This is a genomic window from Chelativorans sp. ZYF759, from assembly GCF_012911015.1.
Lineage (GTDB): Bacteria > Pseudomonadota > Alphaproteobacteria > Rhizobiales > Rhizobiaceae > ZYF759.
Genome location: NZ_WVVV01000003.1, coordinates 328,594 through 349,750 on the forward strand (window position 1 = coordinate 328,594; position 21,157 = coordinate 349,750).

A 21,157-nucleotide genomic window follows, 5' to 3' on the forward strand; every position below is an offset into this window, starting at 1 on the left:
GGTTCATTCGCGCCCGTCTCCAGTGGCCTCGGCGGCCTTCGGACGATAGAAATGATCGTCGGTATCCCCGCCGAAACCATGCAGCCTGTTGGCCCATTGCAGGCCGACGACCGCGCCCTTGACGGGCTGCAGCAGCGCCACCGACACGACCACCGTCAGTGATCCCCAGATCGCCATCTGGGTCCAGATCGAGACGTCCATCGCCGCCTCCAGGAGCACGAACTTCGAAACGATGAGATGTCCAACGATGACGATCACGATGTAGGCGGGCAGATCGTCCGCGCGGTGGTGATGGTATTCCTCGCCACAATTCTCGCATCGGTCGTTTACCTTCAGGAAGGCGCGAAACAACTTGCCCTCGCCGCAGTGCGGACACCGGCCCATGAAGCCGCGGCCCATGGCCCGCCACACCGAGCGTGCATTCTGTTCTCCACCGCCCAATCGTATTTCTTCCATCATTTTCTCCTGCCGGCGCGTTGTCCGGGCCGGCGCTTCTGTCCGACACGCCCCTTGCCCTTCGCCTTGTGGAAGGAAAGCTTGGTGCCGGGCAGGGGCTTCGGTTCCGTCAGCATCTCGAAGCGCATCGAACCGGCAAGCGGCACGACTTCAGCCAGCCTTATCTCGACCGGATCGGCGAGACGATAGCCACGGCCCGATCTTTCACCGGCCAGCGCCTGCGAGGCTTCGTCGTAGATATAGTAGTCGTCCCCCAAAGTCGAAACCGGCACGAAGCCGTCGGCGGCGTAATCGGGCAGCTTGACGAAGAGTCCGGCCTTGGTGACGCCGGCCACGCGCCCTTCGAAAACCTCGCCGATCCGGCCGGAAAGGTGGGCTGCGACCAGCCTGTCGACCGTGTCGCGCTCCGCTGCCATGGCGCGGCGTTCGGCCGCGGAGATCAATGCCGCGACCTCCGCCATCCGATCTTCTTCGGCCTGCGTGATGCCGCCCTTGCCGAGCCCGAGTGCCGCAATCAGCGCCCGATGGACGATCAGGTCGGCATAACGGCGTATGGGGGAGGTGAAATGGGCGTAGCGATGCAGATTGAGGCCGAAATGTCCGATGTTGTCGGTCTCGTAGGCGGCCTGGCTCTGGGAGCGCAGGACAACTTCGTTGACCAGCACGTCATTCTCCGTGCCCTCGACGCGCTCCAGGATCGCGTTGAAGGCCTTGGGCCGCAACTGTGCGCCGCGGGCGAGCGAGATACCGATCGTCTGCAGGAATTCGCGCAGCGCCTCCTGCTTGGCCAGCGAGGGCGAATCGTGAATGCGGTAGACGAGTTTCTGTCGCTTCGCCTCCAGCGTTTCGGCCGCCGCGACATTTGCCTGGATCATGCATTCCTCGATGAGCTTGTGGGCATCGAGGCGTTCGGGGACGAACACGCGATCGACCGTGCCGTCTTCCTTCAGGAGGATGCGGCGCTCGGGAAGGTCGAGTTCCAGCGGCTGGCGGGATTCGCGGCCACGCTTGAGGATGCGGTAGCCCTCCCACAGAGGCTTCAAGACAGTCTCCAGATGCGGCTTGGCGATCTCGTCCGGCGCGCCGTCGATCGCCGTTTGCGCCTGCGAGTAGGATAGTTTGGCCGCGGACCGCATCACGATGCGGTGGAAGGTATGCCTGAGCTTTCGCCCGTCGGCGGCGAAGACCATGCGCACCGCCAGGGCCGGTCGATCCTCGCCTTCGCGCAGCGAGCACAGATCGTTGGAGATGCGCTCGGGAAGCATGGGAACCACCCTGTCGGGGAAGTAGACCGAGTTGCCCCGCTTCTGCGCCTCGCGGTCCATGGCCGAGTCCGGTCGCACATAGGCCGCCACGTCGGCGATGGCGACGGTGACGATCACGCCCCCGGGATTCCGCTCATCCTCGTCCGGCTCGGCATGCACGGCATCGTCATGGTCGCGCGCGTCCGAGGGGTCGATGGTGATGAGCGGCAGGTTCCGCCAGTCTTCGCGCGGACCGGTGTCGAAACCGGCGGCTGTCTCGGCTTCCTCCAGGACGGATTCGGGAAAGATGTGCGGAATCTCGTGCGCATGGATCGCGATCAGGGAGGCCGACTTTTCGTCCCCCATCCGGCCCAGCGCCCGCGTTACCTTCGCGCGCGGCAGCCCGTAGCGGCCCGCCGAAATGGGCTCGGCCTCCACCAGATCGCCGGGGGAGGCATCGCCGCGATGGTCGGCGTCAATCGCATATTCGGCCTGGCGCCGTTCCACCGGCTCGAGACGCCAGGATCCGTCTGCGATCACACGCACCACGCCGAGAACGCTCTCGCGGCGCTTGTCGATGATCTTGAGAACGCGGGCCGTATAGGCTGGCCCCTGCGCGTCTTCGACGGGAAAAACCTTGGCCAGGACCCGCTCGCCGACACCCGGTGCGCGACCTTTTGCACCGCGCGGCATGCGGATCGCCACCAGCGGCGCGGGGCCGTTGTCGTCGCGTGTCTCGGAAGGTCGGGCCAGCAACTCCCCATCACTGCCGCGCCCGAAGATGTCGAGAACCACGACATGAGGAAGTCCGCCCGGACGGACGAGCTTCTTTGCCTTGCGCTCGAGCAGGCCTTCGTCCTCGAGCGCGCGCAAAGTGTCCTTCAGCCAGACCCTGTCCGGCCCCTTCAGACCGAAGGCACGCGCGATCTCGCGCTTACCGGCCTGGTCTGGATTTTCGTTGATGAAGGCAAGCAGCTGCTCGCGGCTGGGACGAAAATCGCTGGCGACGGGGCCGCTCTTGTCGTGGCCTTTCTTGGAGCGCCCTGAAATCCGCCTGGCCAATTCTATTCCTTCGATGCCTTGCCGGCCGCCTTCTTGGCAGCTGGCTTTTTCGCCGCGGCCTTCTTGGCGGGGGCTTTCTTTGCCGGGGCCTTCTTGGCTGCGGGCTTCGCCTTGCCCTTGCCGCCCTTGGCCGCCTTGGCCGCAATCAGTTCCAGCGCCTCTTCGACCGTGACGGATTGGGGCTCCTTGCCGTTGGGCAGGGTGGCGTTGACCTTGCCCCAGTTGACATAGGGGCCGTAGCGTCCATCGCGGACCGTGATCGCGCCGCCGTCGGGATGTTCGCCCAGTTCCTTGAGCGCGGCGGCTGTGCGCCCTCTGCCGCCTTTGGCCTGCTTCTCCGCGATGACCGACACCGCGCGGTTGATGCCGATCGAGAACACGTCCTCGATCGATTCGAGGTTGGCATAGGTTCCATCGTGGAGCACGAACGGGCCGTAACGCCCCAGCCCGGCGGTGATCATCTTGCCGCTTTCGGGATGCTGCCCGACATCTCGCGGCAGCGAGATAAGCGCCATTGCCTTTTCATGGTCCATGGCGTCGACGGTCCAGCCTTTGGGCAGGCTGGTGCGCTTGGCCTCCTTGCCCTCGCCACGCTGGACATAAGGGCCGAAGCGCCCTGATTTCAGCAAGATCTCCTCGCCGGTATAGGGGTCCTTGCCGAGTTCGCGATCGCCTTCGGCTGCGCCCTCGCCATTCCCGTTCACGGCTTCGCCAAGCTGACGCGTGAAGCCGCATTCGGGGTAGTTCGAACAGCCGACGAAGGCGCCGAACTTGCCGAGCTTCAGCGACAGATTGCCGGTGCCGCATTTGGGACAGATGCGCGGGTTCGATCCGTCGTCGCGCTCGGGGAAGACCAGCGGCGCCAGTTCCTCGTTCAGCGCATCGAGCACCTGCGTGACGCGAAGTTCCTTGATGTCGGCCACGGAGCCCGAGAACTGCTGCCAGAAATCGCGCAGCACATCCTTCCATGCAAGCTTGCCGTCGGAGATCTGGTCGAGCTTTTCCTCGAGCGCGGCGGTGAAGTCGTATTCGACGTAGCGCTCGAAGAAGTTCTCCAGGAACGCAGTGACCAGCCGCCCCTTGGGCTGCGGCGTCAGCCGGCGCTTGTCGATGGTGACATAGTCGCGGTCCTCGAGTGTCTTGAGCGTCGCGGCATAGGTCGATGGCCGGCCGATGCCCAGTTCTTCCATGCGCTTGATGAGCGAGGCCTCGGAATAGCGGGGCGGGGGCTCGGTGGTGTGTTTGGTGGAATCGACCTTCTCGCGCGCCAGATCTTCGCCCATGCGGATTTCCGGCAGGCGGCGATCATCCTCCTTCTCGGCGTCTTCGTCGCGATCCTCGGTGTAGGCGGCGATGAAGCCGTCGAAGCGGATGACGGAGCCCACCGCGCGCAGATTGGCCGTCTGGCCCGCATTGCGCGCCTCGATTTCGACGGTGGTGCGTTCGATCTCGGCCGGCTGCATCTGGCTGGCGACCGCCCGCTGCCAGATCATCTCGTAAAGTCGCGCCTGGTCGGCATCGAGATATTTGCGCACCTGGGCAGGCGTGCGGGAGAAGTCCGTTGGACGCACCGCTTCGTGAGCCTCCTGCGCGTTCTTGGCCTTGGTGGCGTAGAATCGCGGCTTCTCCGGCAGATACTGCTCGCCGAACTGCGAGCCGATCTGGCGCCGCGCGCCGTCGATGGCTTCCGAGGCCATCTGCACGCCGTCGGTACGCATGTAGGTGATGAGGCCGGTCGTCTCACCGCCGATGTCGGTTCCTTCATAGAGCCGCTGGGCCACCTGCATGGTGCGGGAGGCTGAAAATCCCAGCCGGGAAGACGCCGCCTGCTGAAGCGTGGATGTGGTGAAGGGCGGTGCAGGATTGCGCCGCGTGGGCTTTGCCTCGACGCTGGCTGCCGAGAAGGACGCGCCCCCCAGCATGGCCGTAATGGCGTCGGCCTCTTCCTGGCTCTTGATGGAGAGCTTCTGCAGCTTCTTGCCTTCATAGGCCGTCAGCCGTGCCTCGAAGCCTTCGCCGCGCGGCGTCTTCAGGAGCGCGGCGATCTGCCAGTAGTCCTCGCGGATGAAGCGCTCGATCTCGGTCTCGCGGTCGCAGACGAGGCGAAGCGCCACCGACTGCACACGGCCTGCCGAGCGTGCGCCGGGCAGTTTGCGCCACAGGACCGGCGAGAGCGTGAACCCGACGAGATAATCGAGCGCGCGGCGTGCCAGATAGGCATCCACGAGCGGCGCATCGATCTCACGTGGCGCGGCCATTGCCTCGGTGACGGCCTGCTTGGTTATCGCGTTGAACACGACCCGCTTGACAGGCTTGTCCTTGATCACGCGCTTCTGGCGCAGGATTTCAAGCACGTGCCACGAGATCGCCTCTCCTTCGCGGTCGGGGTCGGTGGCGAGAATGAGGCTGTCGGCGTCCTTTACTGCCCTGGTGATCTCCGCAAGGCGCTTGGACGAGGGGCCGTCCACCTCCCAGGACATGGCGAAGTCCTCGTCGGGCCTCACTGATCCGTCCTTGGCGGGGAGGTCGCGCACATGACCGAACGATGCCAGCACCTTGTAGTTGGAGCCGAGATACTTGTTGATCGTTTTGGCCTTGGCGGGCGATTCGACAATGACGACGTCCATGACGTGCGGCTGTTCCTTCCGGTAACCCGAGACTGAAACTGGGGCTGATTGGTTCTGCAAACCCGCTCCACATGGCTGCGCTTTGTGCCGCGGTCAAGGGGCGGGCCCGTCGCCGGCCCGTTCCGGTGGTCATTCAAGCGCCGCTTTGGCGGTATCGGCCGGGGGTTGTGGAAACGGTTTTCATTCTATTGAAAGTTGTATATATCAGTTCTGCAATCTTGGGGTGCAGTGTCGGGTCTTGGAGACGAGGCATGGGCGAGACGCGCGAGGAAGATCGCCGTGCGGCGGCGCTGGACTACATGCATGTCATGCTTGGCCAGCTGCGGGCTATGGCGGAGCGCGATAGCCATGACATGCTAGCCTATCTGATCGGGATGGCTCACCTGGAAGCGGCGGAAAAGGCCCGGGAGCGCGCGCTCACAAGTCGCGCGGCACCAGGGAGACGAGGCCCCCGGCCTGACGCGACAGCCGGCCCGCCAGGTCGAGTTCCAGGAGGATGAGATGCACCTGGCCAGGCGACAATTCGGTATGGCGCACGATTTCGTCGATCGATACCGGGGTCGGCCCAAGCGCTTCCAGCACCAGTGCGCGCTCGTCGTCTCCGGCGGGCGGCGTTGACGAGAGATCGGGAGGCTCCTCCAGCGCAGGCGGGAACTGCTGCTGCGCCTCTCCGGCGATGGGTCGGATGTGAGAGATCACGTCCTGCGCCTCGGTCACCAGAACCGCACCGTCCTTGAGCAGTCGGTTGGAGCCCGCGGCGCGGGGATCGAGCGGCGATCCAGGGACCGCGAATACGATACGGCCCATCTCGCCGGCCAGTCTGGCGCTGATCAGCGAGCCCGATCGGTTGGCCGCCTCCACCACCACCAGCCCAAGCGAGAGACCCGCCACCAAGCGGTTTCGGCGGGGAAAATCGCGCGCCCGCGGCTCCCACCCGAAGGGCATCTCCGAGACAAGCGCCCCGCGCTCTGCGATTTCTTCGGCGAGCTCGATATTCTCGGGTGGATAGGTGCGGTCCAGCCCACCGGCCATCATGGCAACCGTCCCGGTGTCGAGACTGCCCACATGGGCTGCCGCGTCTATGCCGCGCGCCAGCCCCGAGACGATCGAATAGCCTTCGGCGCCGAGATCGCGCGCCAGCATGCGTGCCATCTTGATTCCGGCCAGCGATGCGTTGCGCGCCCCGACGATGCCGATCGCCGTCATCTGCAGGATGGCCGCCTGGCCCTTGACCGCAATCAGGGGCGGCGGCAAGGCCATGTTGCGCAGCATCGGCGGATATTCCGCCTCGCCGATGGCCACGAACCGTGCCCCGAAACGCTGGGCCTTCTCCAGTTCCTCCTCGGCTTCGGCGATATCGGGAACGCGCACAGCGCGCGTCGCGCCGCCATTGGAAGTGAGTTCGGGAAGGACGGCTATCGCTGCTTCGGCCGAGCCGAAACGGTTGATCAGGTCGCGGAATGCAGCGGGGCCGACATTGTCGGTGCGGATAAGGCGCAGCCAGTGGAGCCTTTGCCGGTCCGTGAGGCGAGGCGCCTCGTTCGACCGGTCCTGCACGGCTCTAGCCTTTGGAACCGATGCGGGACTCCGTCCCGTTCATCAGCCTGCCGATATTCTGGCTGTGCTTGAAAAAGATGACGATCGTCATCAGCGCGAACAGAACCGCACCGTCGATCCGGCCCATCCAGAACAAGGTCAGGGGCGCCACGATGGTCGCGACGAGCGCTGCGAGCGAGGAAAAGCGCGTCACCGCGGCAACCAGCAGCCATGCCACGGCAAAGGCGATTGCAGCCGGCCAGAAGACGGGCGCCAGAACGCCCAGATAGGTGGCCACTCCCTTGCCGCCACGAAAGCCAAGCCAGACGGGAAAGATATGGCCCAGAAACGCGCCCAGCCCGGCGATCAGGGCCAGGTCGGCTCCCCAGTTGCCAGCGATCAGCACCGCCGCCGTACCCTTGAGCGCGTCGAGAAGCAGTGTGAGCGCCGCAAGGCCCTTGTTGCCGGTTCGCAGGACGTTGGTGGCGCCGATATTGCCGGAGCCGATCTTGCGCAGATCGCCAAGCCCACCAAGGCGGGCGAGAATCACGCCGAAGGGGATCGACCCGAGCAGGTATCCGAAAAGGATCGCCAGCGCGTAGCTCATCGTAAACCCGTCCCCTCACTCAGTGGAAAACACAGTGCGTCCGGCAACCAGAGTTTGCAAGACCTTGCCCTGCATCAGCGCGCCCTCGAAGCAGGTGTTTTTCGATCGCGACAGGATATCATCTTCCTTGACCACCCAGGGCGCGTCGAGATCGACCAGGATCAGGTCGGCCGAGGCACCGGGCTTCAAAGTCCCTGCGTCGAGCCCAAAGCGGCGGGCCGGGGCGGTCGACAGCGCTTCGACAAGCCGCAGCAGCGGCACCTCGCCATTGTGATGCAGCCTGAGCGCGGCGGCGAGCAGCGTCTCCAGTCCGATCGCGCCGGGTGCTGCCTCCGAGAAGGGCAGCCGCTTGGTGTCGACATCCTGCGGGTCGTGCGAGGAGACGATGATGTCGATCGCGCCCGACTTGAGCGCCTCCACCATCGCGGCCCGGTCCTCCTCGGCCCTGAGCGGCGGGGTGAGCCGGAAGAAGGTGCGGTATTCGCCGACATCCATCTCGTTGAGCGCAAGATTGTTGATGGAGACGCCGGCCGTCACGTCCGCTCCATCGGCCTTGGCACGGGAAACCGCGGCTGCCGATATGGCGGTCGAGAGCTTGGAAGCGTGGTAGGCGCCGCCGGTCAGCCGTGCCAGGCTGAGATCGCGCTCCAGCGTGATGAGTTCGGCCTCGCGCGGGATGCCGGGCAGCCCCAGCCAGCTCGCGAAAAGCCCCTCGTTCATGACACCATAGGAGGCGAGGTCTGGATCCTGCGTCTCGTGGGAGATCACCGCGCTGAAATCGCGCGCATAGGTCAGCGCCCGGCGCATGACCAGTGCGCTTGCGATCGTGCGGCGGCCTTCGGTCAGGGCGACGGCGCCCGCGCCCTGCAGGAGAGCGAACTCCGTCATCTCGAGACCCTTGAGGCCCTTGGTGATGGCGGCCGCCGGATGCACGTTGACAAGGGCGGTATCGCGCGCGCTGCGCAGCACGAACTCGACCAGCGCCACGTCGTCGATCACCGGGTCCGTGTCCGGCATGGTCACGATCGACGTCACGCCACCCGCCGCCGCAGCCCGCGAGGCAGAGGCGATGGTCTCGCGATGCTCGGCTCCCGGTTCGCCGACATGGACATGGGCGTCGACAAGCCCCGGCATGATGGTCAGGCCCGAACAATCCTTTACCGTCGCCCCCTCGGGAAATCCCTGATTGAGGGCGCCCGCGCCCGCCTCTTTCACGCGACCGTCCTCGACGATGACCGTGCCGATTTCGTCGAGCATGCGCGACGGGTCGATGATGCGGGCCTTTTCGAGGACGACGATGCTCATGCGCCTGCCTCCGTCCCGATCTGGGTCTCGAGCAGCGCTTCCATCACGGCCATGCGCACCGCCACGCCCATCTCGACCTGTTCCTGAATGACGCTCTGCGGACCGTCCGCGATAGCGGAGGCGATCTCCACGCCCCTGTTCATCGGCCCCGGATGCATGACGATCGCGTCTTCCTTGGCGACCTTCAGCTTGGCGGCGTCAAGCCCGTGGAAGCGGAAATACTCCCTGATCGAAGGCACGAAGGCGCCCGCCATGCGCTCGCGCTGCAGCCGCAGCATCATGACGACGTCGGCCCCCTTCAGGCCTTCTTCGATCCGCGTGAAGCGCTCCACGCCCATACGCTCGATGCCGGCAGGCAGGAGCGTCGATGGCGCGATGACCCGCACCTGTGCGCCCATGGCGTTGAGCAGGATGATGTTGGAGCGTGCCACGCGCGAATGCAGGACGTCGCCGCAGATCGCCACCACCAGTCGCGCCAGCTTGCCCTTTGCCCGCCGGATCGTCAGCGCGTCGAGTAGCGCCTGTGTGGGGTGCTCGTGCGCGCCGTCGCCGGCATTGATCACCGAACAGCCGACCTTCTGCGCAAGCAGCGCCGCGGCTCCTGCCGCCGAATGACGGATGACGAGGATGTCGGGCCGCATCGCGTTGAGCGTCATCGCCGTGTCGATGAGGGTCTCGCCCTTTTTGACTGCGGAAGAGGCCACCGCCATGTTCATCACATCGGCCCCGAGCCGCTTGCCCGCCAGTTCGAAGGAAGACTGCGTGCGCGTGGAAGCCTCGTAGAAGAGATTGATCTGCGTGCGACCGCGCAGGGTGGAAATCTTCTTGTCCGGTCGCCTCGATATCGCCACGGCGGCCTCGGCGCGGTCCAGCAGCAATTCGATGTCTTGGGGGGAAAGCGAGCCGATGCCAAGGAGATGGCGATGGCGGAAGGGCGGAAAGGCCTGGGGCTCGGTCATGACAAGGCGCTGCTATAGGCTGCGTCGCGGGACGCGGCAAGAGCGTGCGCGAGATTCATGGGGATTGCCTGATGCATTGCCAGGTGCTGTGCTGTCATGCGAGGACCAGCCCATCAGACAGCGCAAGAGCGGCGAGGCAAGGCGTGAACCACGAGGTAATCAATCAGAGCCCTCCCATGACGGGAAGCAGCGCGTGGCGTGCCGATCCGCTGCTGATCCAGATGGGCGAGGCGTTCCCGGAAGGTGCCCGCAAGGAGCTCGATCTTCTGGGAAGATTCGTGCGTACCCAGGAGGCGCAGGACCTCGCCCGGCTCGCAAACACCGAGCTGCCGCGTCTGCGCACCCATGACCGCCACGGCCGCCGGCTCGATCAGGTCGAGTATCATCCCGCCTATCACGCCCTGATGCGGCGTTCGGTTGCCCAAGGCATCCACTCCTCTGTCTGGGAGAATTCCAACGCCGAATCGGGACAGCGCCACCAGATCCGGGGCGCCCGGTTCTTCATGACGGCGGGGCTGGAATGCGGGCATCTGTGCCCGATCACCATGACGAGCGCCGCGCTGGCCGCGCTGATGAATAATTCCGACCTGTTCGCCCGCTGGGCGCCGCTGGTGACGGCGCGCAAATACGATCCCGCCAACCGCCCCATTGGCCAGAAGACCGGTGTCACCATCGGCATGGGCATGACGGAGAAGCAGGGCGGCACGGATGTACGCGCCAACACCACGCGCGCCGAGCGGGCGGGCGACGGCATGTGGAAGCTGACCGGCCACAAATGGTTCATGTCGGCGCCGATGTGCGACGGCTTCCTGATGCTGGCACAGGCCGAGGAGGGGCTTTCCTGCTTCCTCGTTCCCCGCCTTATGGATGACGGCACACCCAACGCCCTGCATTTCCAGCGCCTCAAGGAAAAGCTCGGCAACCGTTCCAACGCTTCCTCGGAAGTCGAGATCAATGGCGCGATGGCGTGGCTGGTGGGTGAGCCGGGCGGCGGCGTGCGCACGATCATGGACATGGTCACCATGACCCGGCTAGACTGCGCGCTCGGCAATGCCGGCATCATGCGCGCCGCGCTGGCGGAGGCCGTCCATCATACGCGCCACCGCAAGGTGTTCGGTACCGAACTCATCGACCAGCCGCTGATGCAGCGGGTTCTGGCCGACATGGCGCTGGACGTCGCGGCCGCCACCGCTCTCGCCCTGAGGCTCGCGCGCTCCTTCGATGAGGCAGCCGAGAATGAGCACGAGGCCGCCTTCGCACGCGCCATGACGCCGGTGGTCAAGTACTGGGTCTGCAAGATCGCGCCCGCCCTCGTCTACGAGGCGATGGAGTGCATGGGCGGCAATGGCTATGTCGAGGAGGCCCCGCTGGCGCGCCACTATCGCGAGGTGCCCGTCAACGCGATCTGGGAAGGCTCGGGCAACGTGATGGCGCTCGACGTGCTGCGTGTGCTCAGGCGTGGGCCGGCGCTCTTCGATGCCGTCGTCGCCGACATCGGCGGTCAGCTCGGGCCGGCCGGCCGCGGCACGGTCGACGTGCTGAACGCAGCGCTGAAGGTCGCAGCCGCAGACGAAGGATCGGCCCGCATCCTGACCGAGCAGCTCGCCCTGGCGGCGGCCGCCGCCGAGCTGAAGCGCCTGGGGGCAGGGCAGATCGCTGACGCCTTCATCGAGAGCCGGCTCGCCGGCCAGTGGCGCACGACCTACGGCATGCTCGACGCGCGGCACGATTCGCGCGCCATCATCGATACGCTCTATCCGGAGATCTGAGCCGTCAGCGTCAGAACGGCGGGAATCGTGAAGAAGGCGAGCGCCGTCTGTGTGGTGGTCACCACGGCGTAGAGTTCCGCGTCGCCACCGAGCTGGCGCGCGAGCAGATAGCCGTTCATGGCCGTGGGCACCGCAGCGCAGAGCGCCAGATACTGCACTTCGAGCCCTGACAGGCCAAACGCCATGGCGATTGCCACCACGAGGGCAGGGAACACGGCGAGCTTGAGCGCGACCGGCAGCCAGATGGCAACCCTCAGGCTGGCGAGGTCGCCGACCCGGAGACCCGCCCCGATCGCGACCAGCCCCATGCCCAGCGCGGCATTGCCTACAAGCTGCAGGGCCAGGTTGACGGGCCCGTACAGTCCCCCGGTCCAGCGCATCAGGAGCGCCGCCGCCGAAGCAATGATGAGCGGGTTCGTCACGAGCTTTCGCACGACCGCCATGAGTCCCGCGTCACGGTCCGCAAACCGGCTGATCACCAGCACGCAGATGACGTTGATCGGCAGGATGATGGCCGCCATGGCGAGCGCGACCACCGCCGCCGCCGCGGGCGGGAACAGGCCGTGGGCAATGGCGAGCGCCATGAAGCCGTTCCAGCGCAGCGCGGTCTGGAAGACGGAGGAATATTCCCCCACGGCCACCGATCCGGTCGCCCGCAGGAGGGGCCACAGCCCCAATGTGAGGGCTGCCATCACGCCGACCCCCAGCACCAGCGTCAGCAGCATGGTGTCAAGCGCCAGCCCGGAGAAGTCGGCATTCAGGATCGTGACGAAAACCAGCACGGGATAGAGGAACCAGTAGGCGATCTGCTCGACGCCGTTCCATCCCGCCTCATTGGTAACTGGCAGCCGGCGCAACGCCACGCCGGCCAGGATCAGCAGGAAGATCGGCAGGCTGGCTTCGAAAACGGGCAACATGAGGGGTCCGGGGTGGCGAGGGGAGAGCCGCGATTAGGCCGCCGGCGCGGCCTTGTAAAGGCGGTGTCCAGGCTGGTTTTTGGGCCAGCCGCCCACCGGATTTTGCCGTTAACCTTAATGAATGGTTTCAATTGCAGCGAATCTGCTGGGGGTCCAGTTTGTGTTCGGAGCCACGGAAGATATGATGCGCAAGACCCTGACACTCGTTCTCGCCCTCGGCTGGGCGGCCTGCTTCATCGCGCAGGCCGTGCTGGTCCCACAGCACCCCGTTCTGGGCGTGGCGGGGGCAGGTGCCGTCGCCGCGGCCTTTGCTGCCCTGGCGAGCGCGGCGGTTGCCGGCCTGTTTCTCTGGATCGTGACCTGCCTGCTTTCGGAACGCGACCGGGACCTGGGGCAGGGTCCGAAACTGATTTTCGCGGATTGGCTTCGCATTGCCTTTGCGGCTGCGGCCTTGATCACCTCCTGTGCGGTGATCGCCGTTCTTGCCACGCCGCACGCCCATCTTGCCGCGGTCGGCTTCCTGCAACTTGCGGCCCTGTCTGCCAGTTACCTCGTCATGTCGCGAGAAATCCGCCAACCGCCGCGTCGTCAAGCCGCCAACGACAATGTGCCTCTCGGTACCCGGCTGCTGGCGTGGAACGCTTCGCGAAACGCCATGTATGACCGCTTGCCGAATGGCCGGACCGCCACACGCGGGGAGGGCAGGCGATGAGATACATCATCCTCTTCTGGGGACTGCCGATGGGGATGCTGTGGGGTTGGTTTGGCCTGTCCCACTACGACATGCATTTCGGCCTCCCGTTCCTCAGCCGCGCCGCGCATGATTTCGTCTTCGACACCTATGGCGCCATTCTCGGTATCGATCCGGCCATCATCCCGCCGCTGGTCGCCAAGGCCTGCGTCGTCGACAGCGCGATCATCTTTGGCTTGTTCGGGCTGAAGCGCCACAAGCAGATCTGGGCATGGTGGAACCAGCGCCGCAGCCTTAGCGCGCTGCCGCCCGCATTGCCGCAAGCCGGTCGAGCGCCCCCTGCAGAATGAAGGCGGCGGCCGCCGAATCGATGCGGTCGCGCCGCTTGCCCCGACTGACATCCATCTCGATCAGCACCCGCTCCGCGGCGACGGTGGAGAGCCTTTCGTCCCAGTAGACGATGGGCAGCGCCGTCATCGGCGCAAGATGGCGCACGAAGGCCCGCGTGGACTGTACACGGGGGCCCTCGCTGCCGTCCATGTTCACCGGCAGGCCGACGATCAGGGCGCCCGCCCGGTCGCCTTCGAGCTGCGCCAGCAATGCGGCGGCATCCTGCGAGAATTTCCTGCGCCGGATCACGCTGCGCGGGTTTGCCAGGCTGTGGCCAAGATCCGAAACCGCGACGCCGATCGTCTTGTCGCCAAGATCTATGGCGCCGATCGTCCGGCCCGAAAGATGGACCTGGGCGAGTTGCTCGATAGCGATGAGATTGGCCGGCGGCTGCTTCTTTGACAACGATTTATTCCGTCCTATCCTTCAGGCCGACGACAATTCCAGGAGCACCAAATCATGAAGCTGACATGGTACGGCCATTCCGCCTTTGCGGTCGAGACGGGCGCCAACAAGATCCTCATCGATCCCTTCCTGACGGGCAATCCGAGCTGGGGCAAGGGTTGGGAGGAAGTCGCCGACGGCGTGACACATGTGCTCTTGACCCACGGCCACAACGATCATTTCGGCGACACGATTTCCATCCTCAAGCAGACCGGTGCGATGCTCGTCGCCAACGCCGAGATATCGGACTATGTCGCGGGTCAGGGTATCGAGAACGTCAATCCGGGCAATCATGGGGGGACCCTCGATTGCGGCGGTTTCACCGTCACCTTGGTCAATGCGCTTCATTCTTCGGCCTTTACCCTTGAGAACGGCTCCAACATCTATCTCGGCAATCCGGCCGGCCTTGTCCTGCATTTTCCCGACGACAAGACGCTCTACCATATGGGTGACACCGACATTTTCGGCGACATGGCGCTCATCAACGAACTTCATCAGCCCAGGATCGGAATCGTGCCGATCGGCGACCGCTTTACCATGGGCGGCGCGGTGGCTGCGCTCGCCTGCCAGCGTTATTTCGATTTCGAGACTGTGATCCCGTGTCACTACGGCACCTTCCCGATCATCGACGAGACCGCCGACAAGTTCGTCGAGGGCATGAAGGGCGCCAAGGCGCAGGTCAAGGTTGCCAGGGTGGGAGCGGCGTTCGAAGTGTAGCGGAAGCGGGCGACGGTCCTTCGGCCCTTGTTGCGCTGCGGCGACCGCCCGGCTATAGCGCGGGCAGTCGCAAAACCCTTCCGCCGGAGAGACAGATGTCCGTCGACACAGCCACCGTCAAGCGCGTCGCGCGCCTCGCCCGGATCGCCGTGGATGACGAGGACGCGGAACGCATGACGGGCGAACTCAACGCCATTCTCGGCTTCGTCGAGCAACTGGACGAGGTCGATGTCTCGGGCGTCGAGCCGATGACCTCCGTCATCCCGATGGAGATGAAGAAGCGCGCCGATGCCGTGACCGATGGCGGCAAGGCTGCGGACGTGGTGGCGAATGCGCCCGCCACGGAGGAAAATTTCTTCCTTGTACCGAAGGTCGTGGAGTAGTCATGGCACTCGCCATATCCTCCGAAACACCGCTCCAGGACGAGATCCGCCACCTCGTGGCGGAACTCAACGCCTACATGATCCCCCTGACCCCTCGCGAATTCCAGTTCCAGCTGACCGTCGAGCAGATGGCCGAACCGTCGGTGACACTGTTCGTTGCCCGAGACGAGACGGGCCGTGCCGTCGGCATGGGCGCGCTCAAGGAGCACGGCGAGGGCCTTGGCGAGGTCAAGCGCATGTACACGCTGCCCGAAATACGCGGCCAGCGCGTCGGCTCCGTCATCCTGAAGCGCATCGAAGAAGAGGCGCTGGCCCGGGGCGTCACGCGTCTGGTGCTGGAGACCGGCGAGGCGCCGGGCTTCGAAGCGGCTTGGCGCGTCTACGAGCGCGGCGGGTTCACGACCTGCGGCGCGGTGCTCGACTATCCCGATTCCGGCTATTCCCGGTTCTATGAAAAGAAGCTTGCCTGATGACCGATTTGACCAGACTGACGATCGCGCAAGCGCGCAAGGCCCTCGCGGCGAAGGAGTTTTCCGCGGTCGAGTTGACCGACGCGTATCTCGGAGCGATCGCAGCCGCCAACGACACATTCAACGCCTACGTCAAGGTCACGCCGGACAAGGCGCGCGACATGGCGAAGGCTTCCGACGCACGCCTGGCGAAAGGCGAGGGCGGTTCGCTCGAAGGCATCCCGCTCGGCATCAAGGATCTGTTCGGGACCGAGGGCGTCCACACCCAGGCCGCCAGCCACATCCTCGACGGTTTCGAGCCGCGCTACGAATCGACCGTCACCGCCAATCTGTGGGCCGAGGGCGCGGTCATGCTGGGCAAGCTCAATATGGACGAGTTCGCCATGGGCTCCTCCAACGAGACTTCCTATTACGGCCCTGTCGTCAATCCGTGGCGCGCGAAAGGCGACGACAAGCAGCTCGTCCCGGGCGGCTCCTCCGGCGGCTCGGCCTCGGCGGTCTCGGCCTGGCTGTGCGCGGCCGCCACCGCCACCGATACGGGTGGCTCGATCCGCCAGCCTGCCGCCTTCACCGGCACCGTCGGCATCAAGCCGACCTATGGCCGCTGCTCGCGCTGGGGCATCGTCGCCTTTGCCTCCTCGCTCGATCAGGCCGGCCCGATCGCCCGCGACGTGCGCGACTGTGCGATCATGATGAAGGCGATGGCCTCCGTCGACGAGAAGGACACAACCTCCGTTGACCGCCCGGTGCCCGATTACGAGGCCGCGCTCGGCCAGTCCGTCAGGGGCATGAAGATCGGCATTCCCAAGGAATACCGGGTCGAGGGCATGCCTGACGAGATCGAGGCCCTGTGGCAGCAAGGGATCGCCTGGCTCAAGGATGCCGGGGCGGAGATCGTCGACATCACCCTGCCGCACACCAAATATGCCCTGCCGGCCTACTATATCGTCGCGCCCGCCGAGGCCTCGTCGAATCTGGCACGTTATGACGGGGTCCGCTATGGCCTGCGCGTGCCGGGCAAGGACATCACCGACATGTATGAACAGACCCGCGCCGCCGGTTTCGGCCGCGAGGTCAAGCGCCGCATCATGATCGGCACCTATGTGCTGTCGGCCGGCTATTATGACGCCTACTATCTCAAGGCCCAGAAGGTGCGCACGCTCATCAAGCGCGACTTCGAGCAGGTCTTCCACGCCGGCGTCGACGCCATCCTGACGCCCGCCACGCCATCGGCCGCCTTCGGCATCGCCGATCAGGAAATGGCCGCCGACCCGGTCAAGATGTATCTCAACGACATCTTCACCGTGACCGTGAACATGGCCGGCCTGCCGGGCATCGCGGTGCCCGCCGGCCTCGATTCGAAGGGCTTGCCGCTCGGCCTGCAGCTGATCGGAAAACCCTTCGACGAGGAGACGCTGTTCCGCACCGCCCACGTCATCGAGCAGGCGGCGGGACGGTTCTCGCCGGAGAAGTGGTGGTAGGCTTGCATCCGCTTCGGTCGGACCGCTCCCCTTTACCTGGAAGCAGCCCGACCGAACGCGGCTGATCACTGCCTATCTGTTGTCGAGCTGCGACCTAACCAGTTCGAGGCCGCGCCGCGTGATCTGATAGGGGCCGCCATTCTTCGAGGCGATCGCCTTCTTGCGCTTGAGCTTGCGGAAGATGACGATATCGACGCCGCCCATCCGCCAGCCCTCGCGGGTCAGGCACTCGACGGTCTTGCCCTGCGTGTCGTCGTCCTGCTTGAGGTGAATGCGTCCGCCCTGCGCCAGCACGTGCAGCACGCGCTGTTCGTTCCGTGAAATGTCCATTGTGAGAAATACCGATAGGCTTGCGGCACGCCTTGCCGCGACAAAACGGGGCCGTGCCGCCAGCGGCGGGACAGCCGTTCCATCAATCGCCCGTCCGAAAACCCGGACGGGCCCTACCGGGCCTCACAGAAGTTGGACATAAGCACTCCATCGGATGGCGCCCCTTAGCCGGAATGGCGCGACTTGCCAAGCCGGATCGTCTAGCCTTCGCGTCGATTCGCGGTGATGCGAGGCGCCATGTTCTTCACCCTCTCAAAGATATTCTGGTTCTTCGTCGACCCGCTCAACATGATCGGCATCCTTCTCATCCTGTCGGCCCTGTTGTTGGTCCTCAACTGGCGCAGGCTGGCGTTGACCGCTGCCGTGTTCGGCTCGGCTGTCTTCGTGCTGTCGGCCTGGACCACGCTGGGCGCGCTGATGCTGTTGCCGTTGGAAGAACGCTTCCAGCGCCCCGATCCGATGCCGCGGGCAATCGCGGGGATCATTCTCCTGGGCGGCGGATTCGAAGGCCGCATCAACATGGCGCGGGGCGGCTACGAGACGGGGGTGGCCGGCGACCGGGCAGTGGAGACAGCGATCCTGGCCCGCCGCTATCCCGATGCCCGGGTGCTGATTTCCGGCGGCACCGGGACGCTGATCCTGGAAGGCGAGGGTGACGCCGACTCCGCGCCCCGCATGCTGGAGGCGCTTGGCGTCGAGCCGGAGCGCATGATCCTCGAAAGCCGCTCCCGCAACACGCACGAAAACGCGCTCTTTTCCCGCCATCTCGCCGATCCGCAAGAGGGCGAGACCTGGCTGCTCGTCACCTCAGCCTTTCACATGCCCCGCTCCATCGGTCTCTACCGCAAGGCAGGCTTCGACGTCGTGCCATGGCCGAGCGATTATCGCACCGCCGGAAACGAGACCTTCGGCTTCATGCGCGCCAGCCAGCAGGATTCGATGCGGGCCATGTCGACGGCCCTGCGCGAATGGATCGGACTTCTGGCCTACCGCCTGACCGGCCGGCTCGACACGGTCCTGCCCGGCCACTCTCCCCAGACGCCTCAATGAACGCTTGCCTCGGATTTGACTAAAGTCTTAGCGATCGGTTAACGGAGCGTCATTCGTAAGTAACTGAATAGCCTATCGTTTTCCACGCTCATCCGGCGCATCCCTCGGCGTGGCCTCATTTCGGCCCGAATTGCATTGCGGGAAGGCGCCCGAAGAGCTATCAGGTCTCCAGCGACGCGTGGGGGCGCTGCTGGAATCAAACACTACATACGGGGCCGAACCGAAATCATGGACGAAACCGTTCAGAAGTCCTGCTGGGGCCTAACCGCCAAGGCAGTGTTGGGTTTTGCTTGCATCATTTTCGTGGCGTGGCTGATTATTGGCGGAGGCGAAAGCGCCGCCATCCTCGCATCGAAGCAATAGAACCGAACGCATCGTTTTTTGAGGGCGGCCTTGTGCCGCCCTTTTTCATTGCCGCCTTATGTGTCGCGGGGGCGCCATTGCGCGTCGGCACTGCACGCAGGGCAGGGTGCCTCTGGTACTAGAACACCACGCGGGACCGTGCGATCTGGTCCATTGCACCCTGATGACCGGAGCCTGTCCATGTTCCTTTCCGTATTCGACCTTTTCAAGATCGGCGTCGGGCCGTCGAGTTCGCACACGATGGGTCCGATGGTGGCAGCTGGCCGCTTTCTCGCCGAAATCGCGGGCGACGACTGGCCACGGCCCGCCGGTGCGAAGGTGGTGCGCCTTGCCGTCAGCCTGCATGGCTCGCTGGCCTTCACGGGGGTCGGCCACGCCACGGATCGCGCGGTGGTACTGGGGCTTGCCGGCGAAACGCCTCTGAGCGTCGATCCGGACGAGGTCGAGGGCAAGCTGGCCGGCATTGCTGAACGCAAGATGGTGACCCCGCCCGGCCATCCGGGCTACCGTTTCGATCCGCAGGTGGATCTCGTCTTCGACCGCAAGCAGCCGCTGCCGGGCCACGCCAACGGCATGGCCTTTGCGGCTTACGATGCGGGCGACCGGCTGCTGCTGCGCCGTATCTACTATTCGGTTGGCGGCGGCTTTGTCGTGTCCGAAGAAGAGTTGCAGCGCCTGAAGGCGCGCGGTCCCGAAGGCCAGGCTTCCGACGTTCCCTATCCTTTCCGCAATGCCCGCCAGATGCTGGAGATGGCGGCTTCCGCGGGATTGTCTATCGCCGAGATGAAGCGTGCCAACGAAGTTGTGCACCGCTCGCATGGCGAACTCGACGAAGAGCTGGATCGCATCTGGGACGTGATGGACGCCTGCGTCGAACGCGGTCTCGGCCAGTCCGGCATCATGCCGGGCGGTCTCAACGTGAAACGCCGCGCGCGCCAGATCCACGACAAGCTGGAGGAAGAGTGGCGCTCCAACCGGCCCAATCCGCTGCTCGCAAATGACTGGCTGTCGGTCTTTGCCATGGCGGTCAATGAGGAGAACGCGGCGGGCGGCCGGGTTGTCACCGCCCCGACCAATGGCGCGGCGGGCGTCATCCCGGCGGTCATCCGCTACTGGACGAAGTTCCATCCGGATGCCGACCGCAAGGGCATTCGCGACTTCTTGCTGACGGCGGCTGCCGTGGGCGGGCTTATCAAGCACAATGCCTCCATCTCAGGCGCCGAAGTCGGCTGCCAGGGGGAGGTGGGCTCGGCGGCTGCCATGGCGGCGGCGGGGCTGTGCGCGGTGATGGGCGGCACGCCGGCCCAGATTGAGAACGCCGCCGAGATCGCGCTGGAGCACCATCTCGGCATGACCTGCGACCCCGTCGGCGGCCTCGTCCAGGTCCCCTGCATCGAGCGCAACGCGCTGGGCGCGGTGAAGGCGGTGACCGCCGCCTCCCTGGCGCTGAAGGGTGACGGCACCCATTTCGTGCCTCTCGACGCCGCCATCGAGACGATGCGCCAGACCGGGCTCGACATGAACGAGAAATACAAGGAGACGAGCCTGGGCGGCCTCGCCGTCAACGTCGTGGAATGTTGATCTCCGCCGTGCTGGCTGTGGACGGTGGCCCGCCTCCACCTTTCATGTCGCCGATCGAAGTCCTAGAAGGAAGGCATGAGCCTCAATCTTCTCAAACTCTGCGTCGGTGCCGAGAGCGTCGAGGACCTCGAAGGCTGGATCGGCGAGCGCATGGCCGCGCGTCGCGCCGCCGGCGAGCCGATTGAGCAGATCCATACCACCCGGATGGTCCCGAAACGCGTCGGCGAACTGCTCGAGGGCGGATCGCTCTTTTGGGTCATCAAGGGCGGGATCCAGTGCCGCCAGCGCCTGCTCGACATCCGGCCCTTTACCGACGCGGAGGGGATCGGGCGCTGCCATCTCGTCCTCGAGCCCGTCATTGCGCGCACCGACTGGCAGCCGCGCCGGCCTTTCCAGGGCTGGCGATACCTGACCTTGGCGGATGCGCCTGCCGACATTGGCGCGGGAGGCGATGAGGCCATGCCCGCGCCGTTACGGCGCGAACTTGCCGAGCTCGGCCTTCTCTGAGACTTCGCCAGCGCGGCTTTTGCGGCTTCGTATCGGGTGCCTCTTGTCTTTTGGCGCCTTTGTCGCTAATCGCCGCGCCATCGCTTTGAACTCCGACGAGTGTCCGCAAGGAAAGGTACGATGGCCAAAAGCAAATTCGAGCGCAACAAGCCGCATGTGAACATTGGCACGATTGGTCACGTTGACCATGGCAAGACGTCTTTGACGGCTGCGATCACGAAGTATTTCGGCGAGTTCCGCGCCTATGACCAGATCGACGCGGCGCCTG

21 protein-coding genes are annotated in these 21,157 nt (G+C 65.1%); 11 read left to right on the plus strand and 10 right to left on the minus strand.

What is annotated here, in order from left to right:
• Nucleotides 1-3: 3 nt before the first annotated feature.
• The 7 genes from GRZ55_RS07775 to GRZ55_RS07805 form a co-directional block, all read right to left on the minus strand.
• Nucleotides 4-459 carry a DUF983 domain-containing protein gene (locus GRZ55_RS07775; RefSeq protein ID WP_169286327.1) on the minus strand — a complete coding sequence of 152 codons (456 nt, stop codon included), beginning with the start codon at nt 457-459 and terminating at the stop codon, nt 4-6.
• Complete coding sequence (rnr, locus tag GRZ55_RS07780) at nt 456-2,750, minus strand: ribonuclease R (protein ID WP_368856597.1); 2,295 nt, start codon at nt 2,748-2,750, stop codon at nt 456-458. Before rnr ends, GRZ55_RS07775 begins: the two co-directional genes overlap by 4 nt.
• Nucleotides 2,751-2,764: 14 nt before the next feature.
• Nucleotides 2,765-5,389, minus strand: coding sequence for a type I DNA topoisomerase (gene topA / locus GRZ55_RS07785; protein WP_169286329.1), 2,625 nt, complete (start codon nt 5,387-5,389; stop codon nt 2,765-2,767).
• A gap of 417 nt (nt 5,390-5,806) precedes the next feature.
• Complete coding sequence (gene dprA, locus GRZ55_RS07790) at nt 5,807-6,946, minus strand: DNA-processing protein DprA (RefSeq protein WP_169286330.1); 1,140 nt, start codon at nt 6,944-6,946, stop codon at nt 5,807-5,809.
• A gap of 4 nt (nt 6,947-6,950) precedes the next feature.
• A complete protein-coding gene (gene plsY, locus GRZ55_RS07795; RefSeq protein ID WP_169286331.1) occupies nt 6,951-7,532 on the minus strand; it encodes a glycerol-3-phosphate 1-O-acyltransferase PlsY in 582 nt (193 codons plus the stop codon).
• 15 nt (nt 7,533-7,547) lie between these two features.
• Complete coding sequence (locus GRZ55_RS07800; RefSeq protein WP_169286332.1) at nt 7,548-8,837, minus strand: dihydroorotase; 1,290 nt, start codon at nt 8,835-8,837, stop codon at nt 7,548-7,550.
• A complete protein-coding gene (locus GRZ55_RS07805; RefSeq protein ID WP_169286333.1) occupies nt 8,834-9,796 on the minus strand; it encodes an aspartate carbamoyltransferase catalytic subunit in 963 nt (320 codons plus the stop codon). The genes GRZ55_RS07800 and GRZ55_RS07805 overlap by 4 nt, the downstream gene beginning before the upstream one ends.
• 143 nt (nt 9,797-9,939) lie before the next feature.
• Between GRZ55_RS07805 and GRZ55_RS07810 the strand changes: the two genes are divergently transcribed.
• The gene (locus GRZ55_RS07810; protein ID WP_169286334.1) at nt 9,940-11,565 is read left to right on the plus strand and encodes an acyl-CoA dehydrogenase family protein; all 1,626 of its coding nucleotides are present in this window, start codon (nt 9,940-9,942) and stop codon (nt 11,563-11,565) included.
• Here the strand turns inward: GRZ55_RS07810 and GRZ55_RS07815 are convergent.
• Nucleotides 11,550-12,482, minus strand: a complete 933-nt coding sequence (locus GRZ55_RS07815; protein WP_169286335.1) for an AEC family transporter — start codon at nt 12,480-12,482, stop codon at nt 11,550-11,552. The genes GRZ55_RS07810 and GRZ55_RS07815 overlap by 16 nt on opposite strands.
• A 181-nt stretch (nt 12,483-12,663) precedes the next feature.
• Here GRZ55_RS07815 and GRZ55_RS07820 point away from each other — a divergent pair, with 181 nt between their 5' ends.
• Together GRZ55_RS07820 and GRZ55_RS07825 are read left to right on the plus strand one after the other, a co-directional pair.
• Complete coding sequence (locus GRZ55_RS07820; protein ID WP_169286336.1) at nt 12,664-13,194, plus strand: hypothetical protein; 531 nt, start codon at nt 12,664-12,666, stop codon at nt 13,192-13,194.
• Complete coding sequence (locus tag GRZ55_RS07825; protein ID WP_169286337.1) at nt 13,191-13,523, plus strand: DUF6105 family protein; 333 nt, start codon at nt 13,191-13,193, stop codon at nt 13,521-13,523. The genes GRZ55_RS07820 and GRZ55_RS07825 overlap by 4 nt, the downstream gene beginning before the upstream one ends.
• Here GRZ55_RS07825 and ruvX read toward each other — a convergent pair.
• Nucleotides 13,468-13,968: a Holliday junction resolvase RuvX gene (ruvX, locus tag GRZ55_RS07830; protein WP_169286338.1), complete on the minus strand. Its 501-nt coding sequence runs from the start codon at nt 13,966-13,968 to the stop codon at nt 13,468-13,470. The genes GRZ55_RS07825 and ruvX overlap by 56 nt on opposite strands.
• A 54-nt stretch (nt 13,969-14,022) precedes the next feature.
• On the opposite strand from ruvX, the gene GRZ55_RS07835 reads away from it, so the two are divergent.
• The 4 genes from GRZ55_RS07835 to gatA all read left to right on the plus strand — a co-directional run bounded on the left by GRZ55_RS07835 (nt 14,023) and on the right by gatA (nt 17,058).
• Nucleotides 14,023-14,724, plus strand: coding sequence for a metal-dependent hydrolase (locus tag GRZ55_RS07835; RefSeq protein WP_169286339.1), 702 nt, complete (start codon nt 14,023-14,025; stop codon nt 14,722-14,724).
• 95 nt (nt 14,725-14,819) lie between these two features.
• Complete coding sequence (gene gatC, locus GRZ55_RS07840; RefSeq protein ID WP_169286340.1) at nt 14,820-15,107, plus strand: Asp-tRNA(Asn)/Glu-tRNA(Gln) amidotransferase subunit GatC; 288 nt, start codon at nt 14,820-14,822, stop codon at nt 15,105-15,107.
• A 2-nt stretch (nt 15,108-15,109) separates the two neighbouring features.
• Nucleotides 15,110-15,577 (plus strand): GNAT family N-acetyltransferase, encoded by a 468-nt coding sequence (locus GRZ55_RS07845; RefSeq protein ID WP_169286341.1) that lies wholly within the window; start codon nt 15,110-15,112, stop codon nt 15,575-15,577.
• A complete protein-coding gene (gene gatA / locus GRZ55_RS07850; protein ID WP_169286342.1) occupies nt 15,577-17,058 on the plus strand; it encodes an Asp-tRNA(Asn)/Glu-tRNA(Gln) amidotransferase subunit GatA in 1,482 nt (493 codons plus the stop codon). Before GRZ55_RS07845 ends, gatA begins: the two co-directional genes overlap by 1 nt.
• A gap of 72 nt (nt 17,059-17,130) precedes the next feature.
• On the opposite strand, the gene GRZ55_RS07855 is transcribed toward gatA, so the two are convergent.
• Nucleotides 17,131-17,388 carry a YjhX family toxin gene (locus GRZ55_RS07855; protein ID WP_169286343.1) on the minus strand — a complete coding sequence of 86 codons (258 nt, stop codon included), beginning with the start codon at nt 17,386-17,388 and terminating at the stop codon, nt 17,131-17,133.
• Between the two features lie 237 nt (nt 17,389-17,625).
• Here GRZ55_RS07855 and GRZ55_RS07860 point away from each other — a divergent pair, with 237 nt between their 5' ends.
• The 4 genes from GRZ55_RS07860 to GRZ55_RS07875 all read left to right on the plus strand — a co-directional run.
• Nucleotides 17,626-18,438 (plus strand): YdcF family protein, encoded by an 813-nt coding sequence (locus tag GRZ55_RS07860; RefSeq protein WP_169286344.1) that lies wholly within the window; start codon nt 17,626-17,628, stop codon nt 18,436-18,438.
• 543 nt (nt 18,439-18,981) lie between these two features.
• A complete protein-coding gene (locus GRZ55_RS07865) occupies nt 18,982-20,382 on the plus strand; it encodes an L-serine ammonia-lyase (protein ID WP_169286345.1) in 1,401 nt (466 codons plus the stop codon).
• Nucleotides 20,383-20,457: 75 nt separating this feature from the next.
• Entirely contained in the window at nt 20,458-20,889 is a 432-nt protein-coding gene (locus tag GRZ55_RS07870; protein ID WP_169286346.1) for a DUF1489 family protein, read from the plus strand.
• Between the two features lie 120 nt (nt 20,890-21,009).
• On the plus strand, nt 21,010-21,157 hold a 148-nt coding region (locus GRZ55_RS07875; protein ID WP_246734594.1), incomplete at its 3' end, for a GTP-binding protein.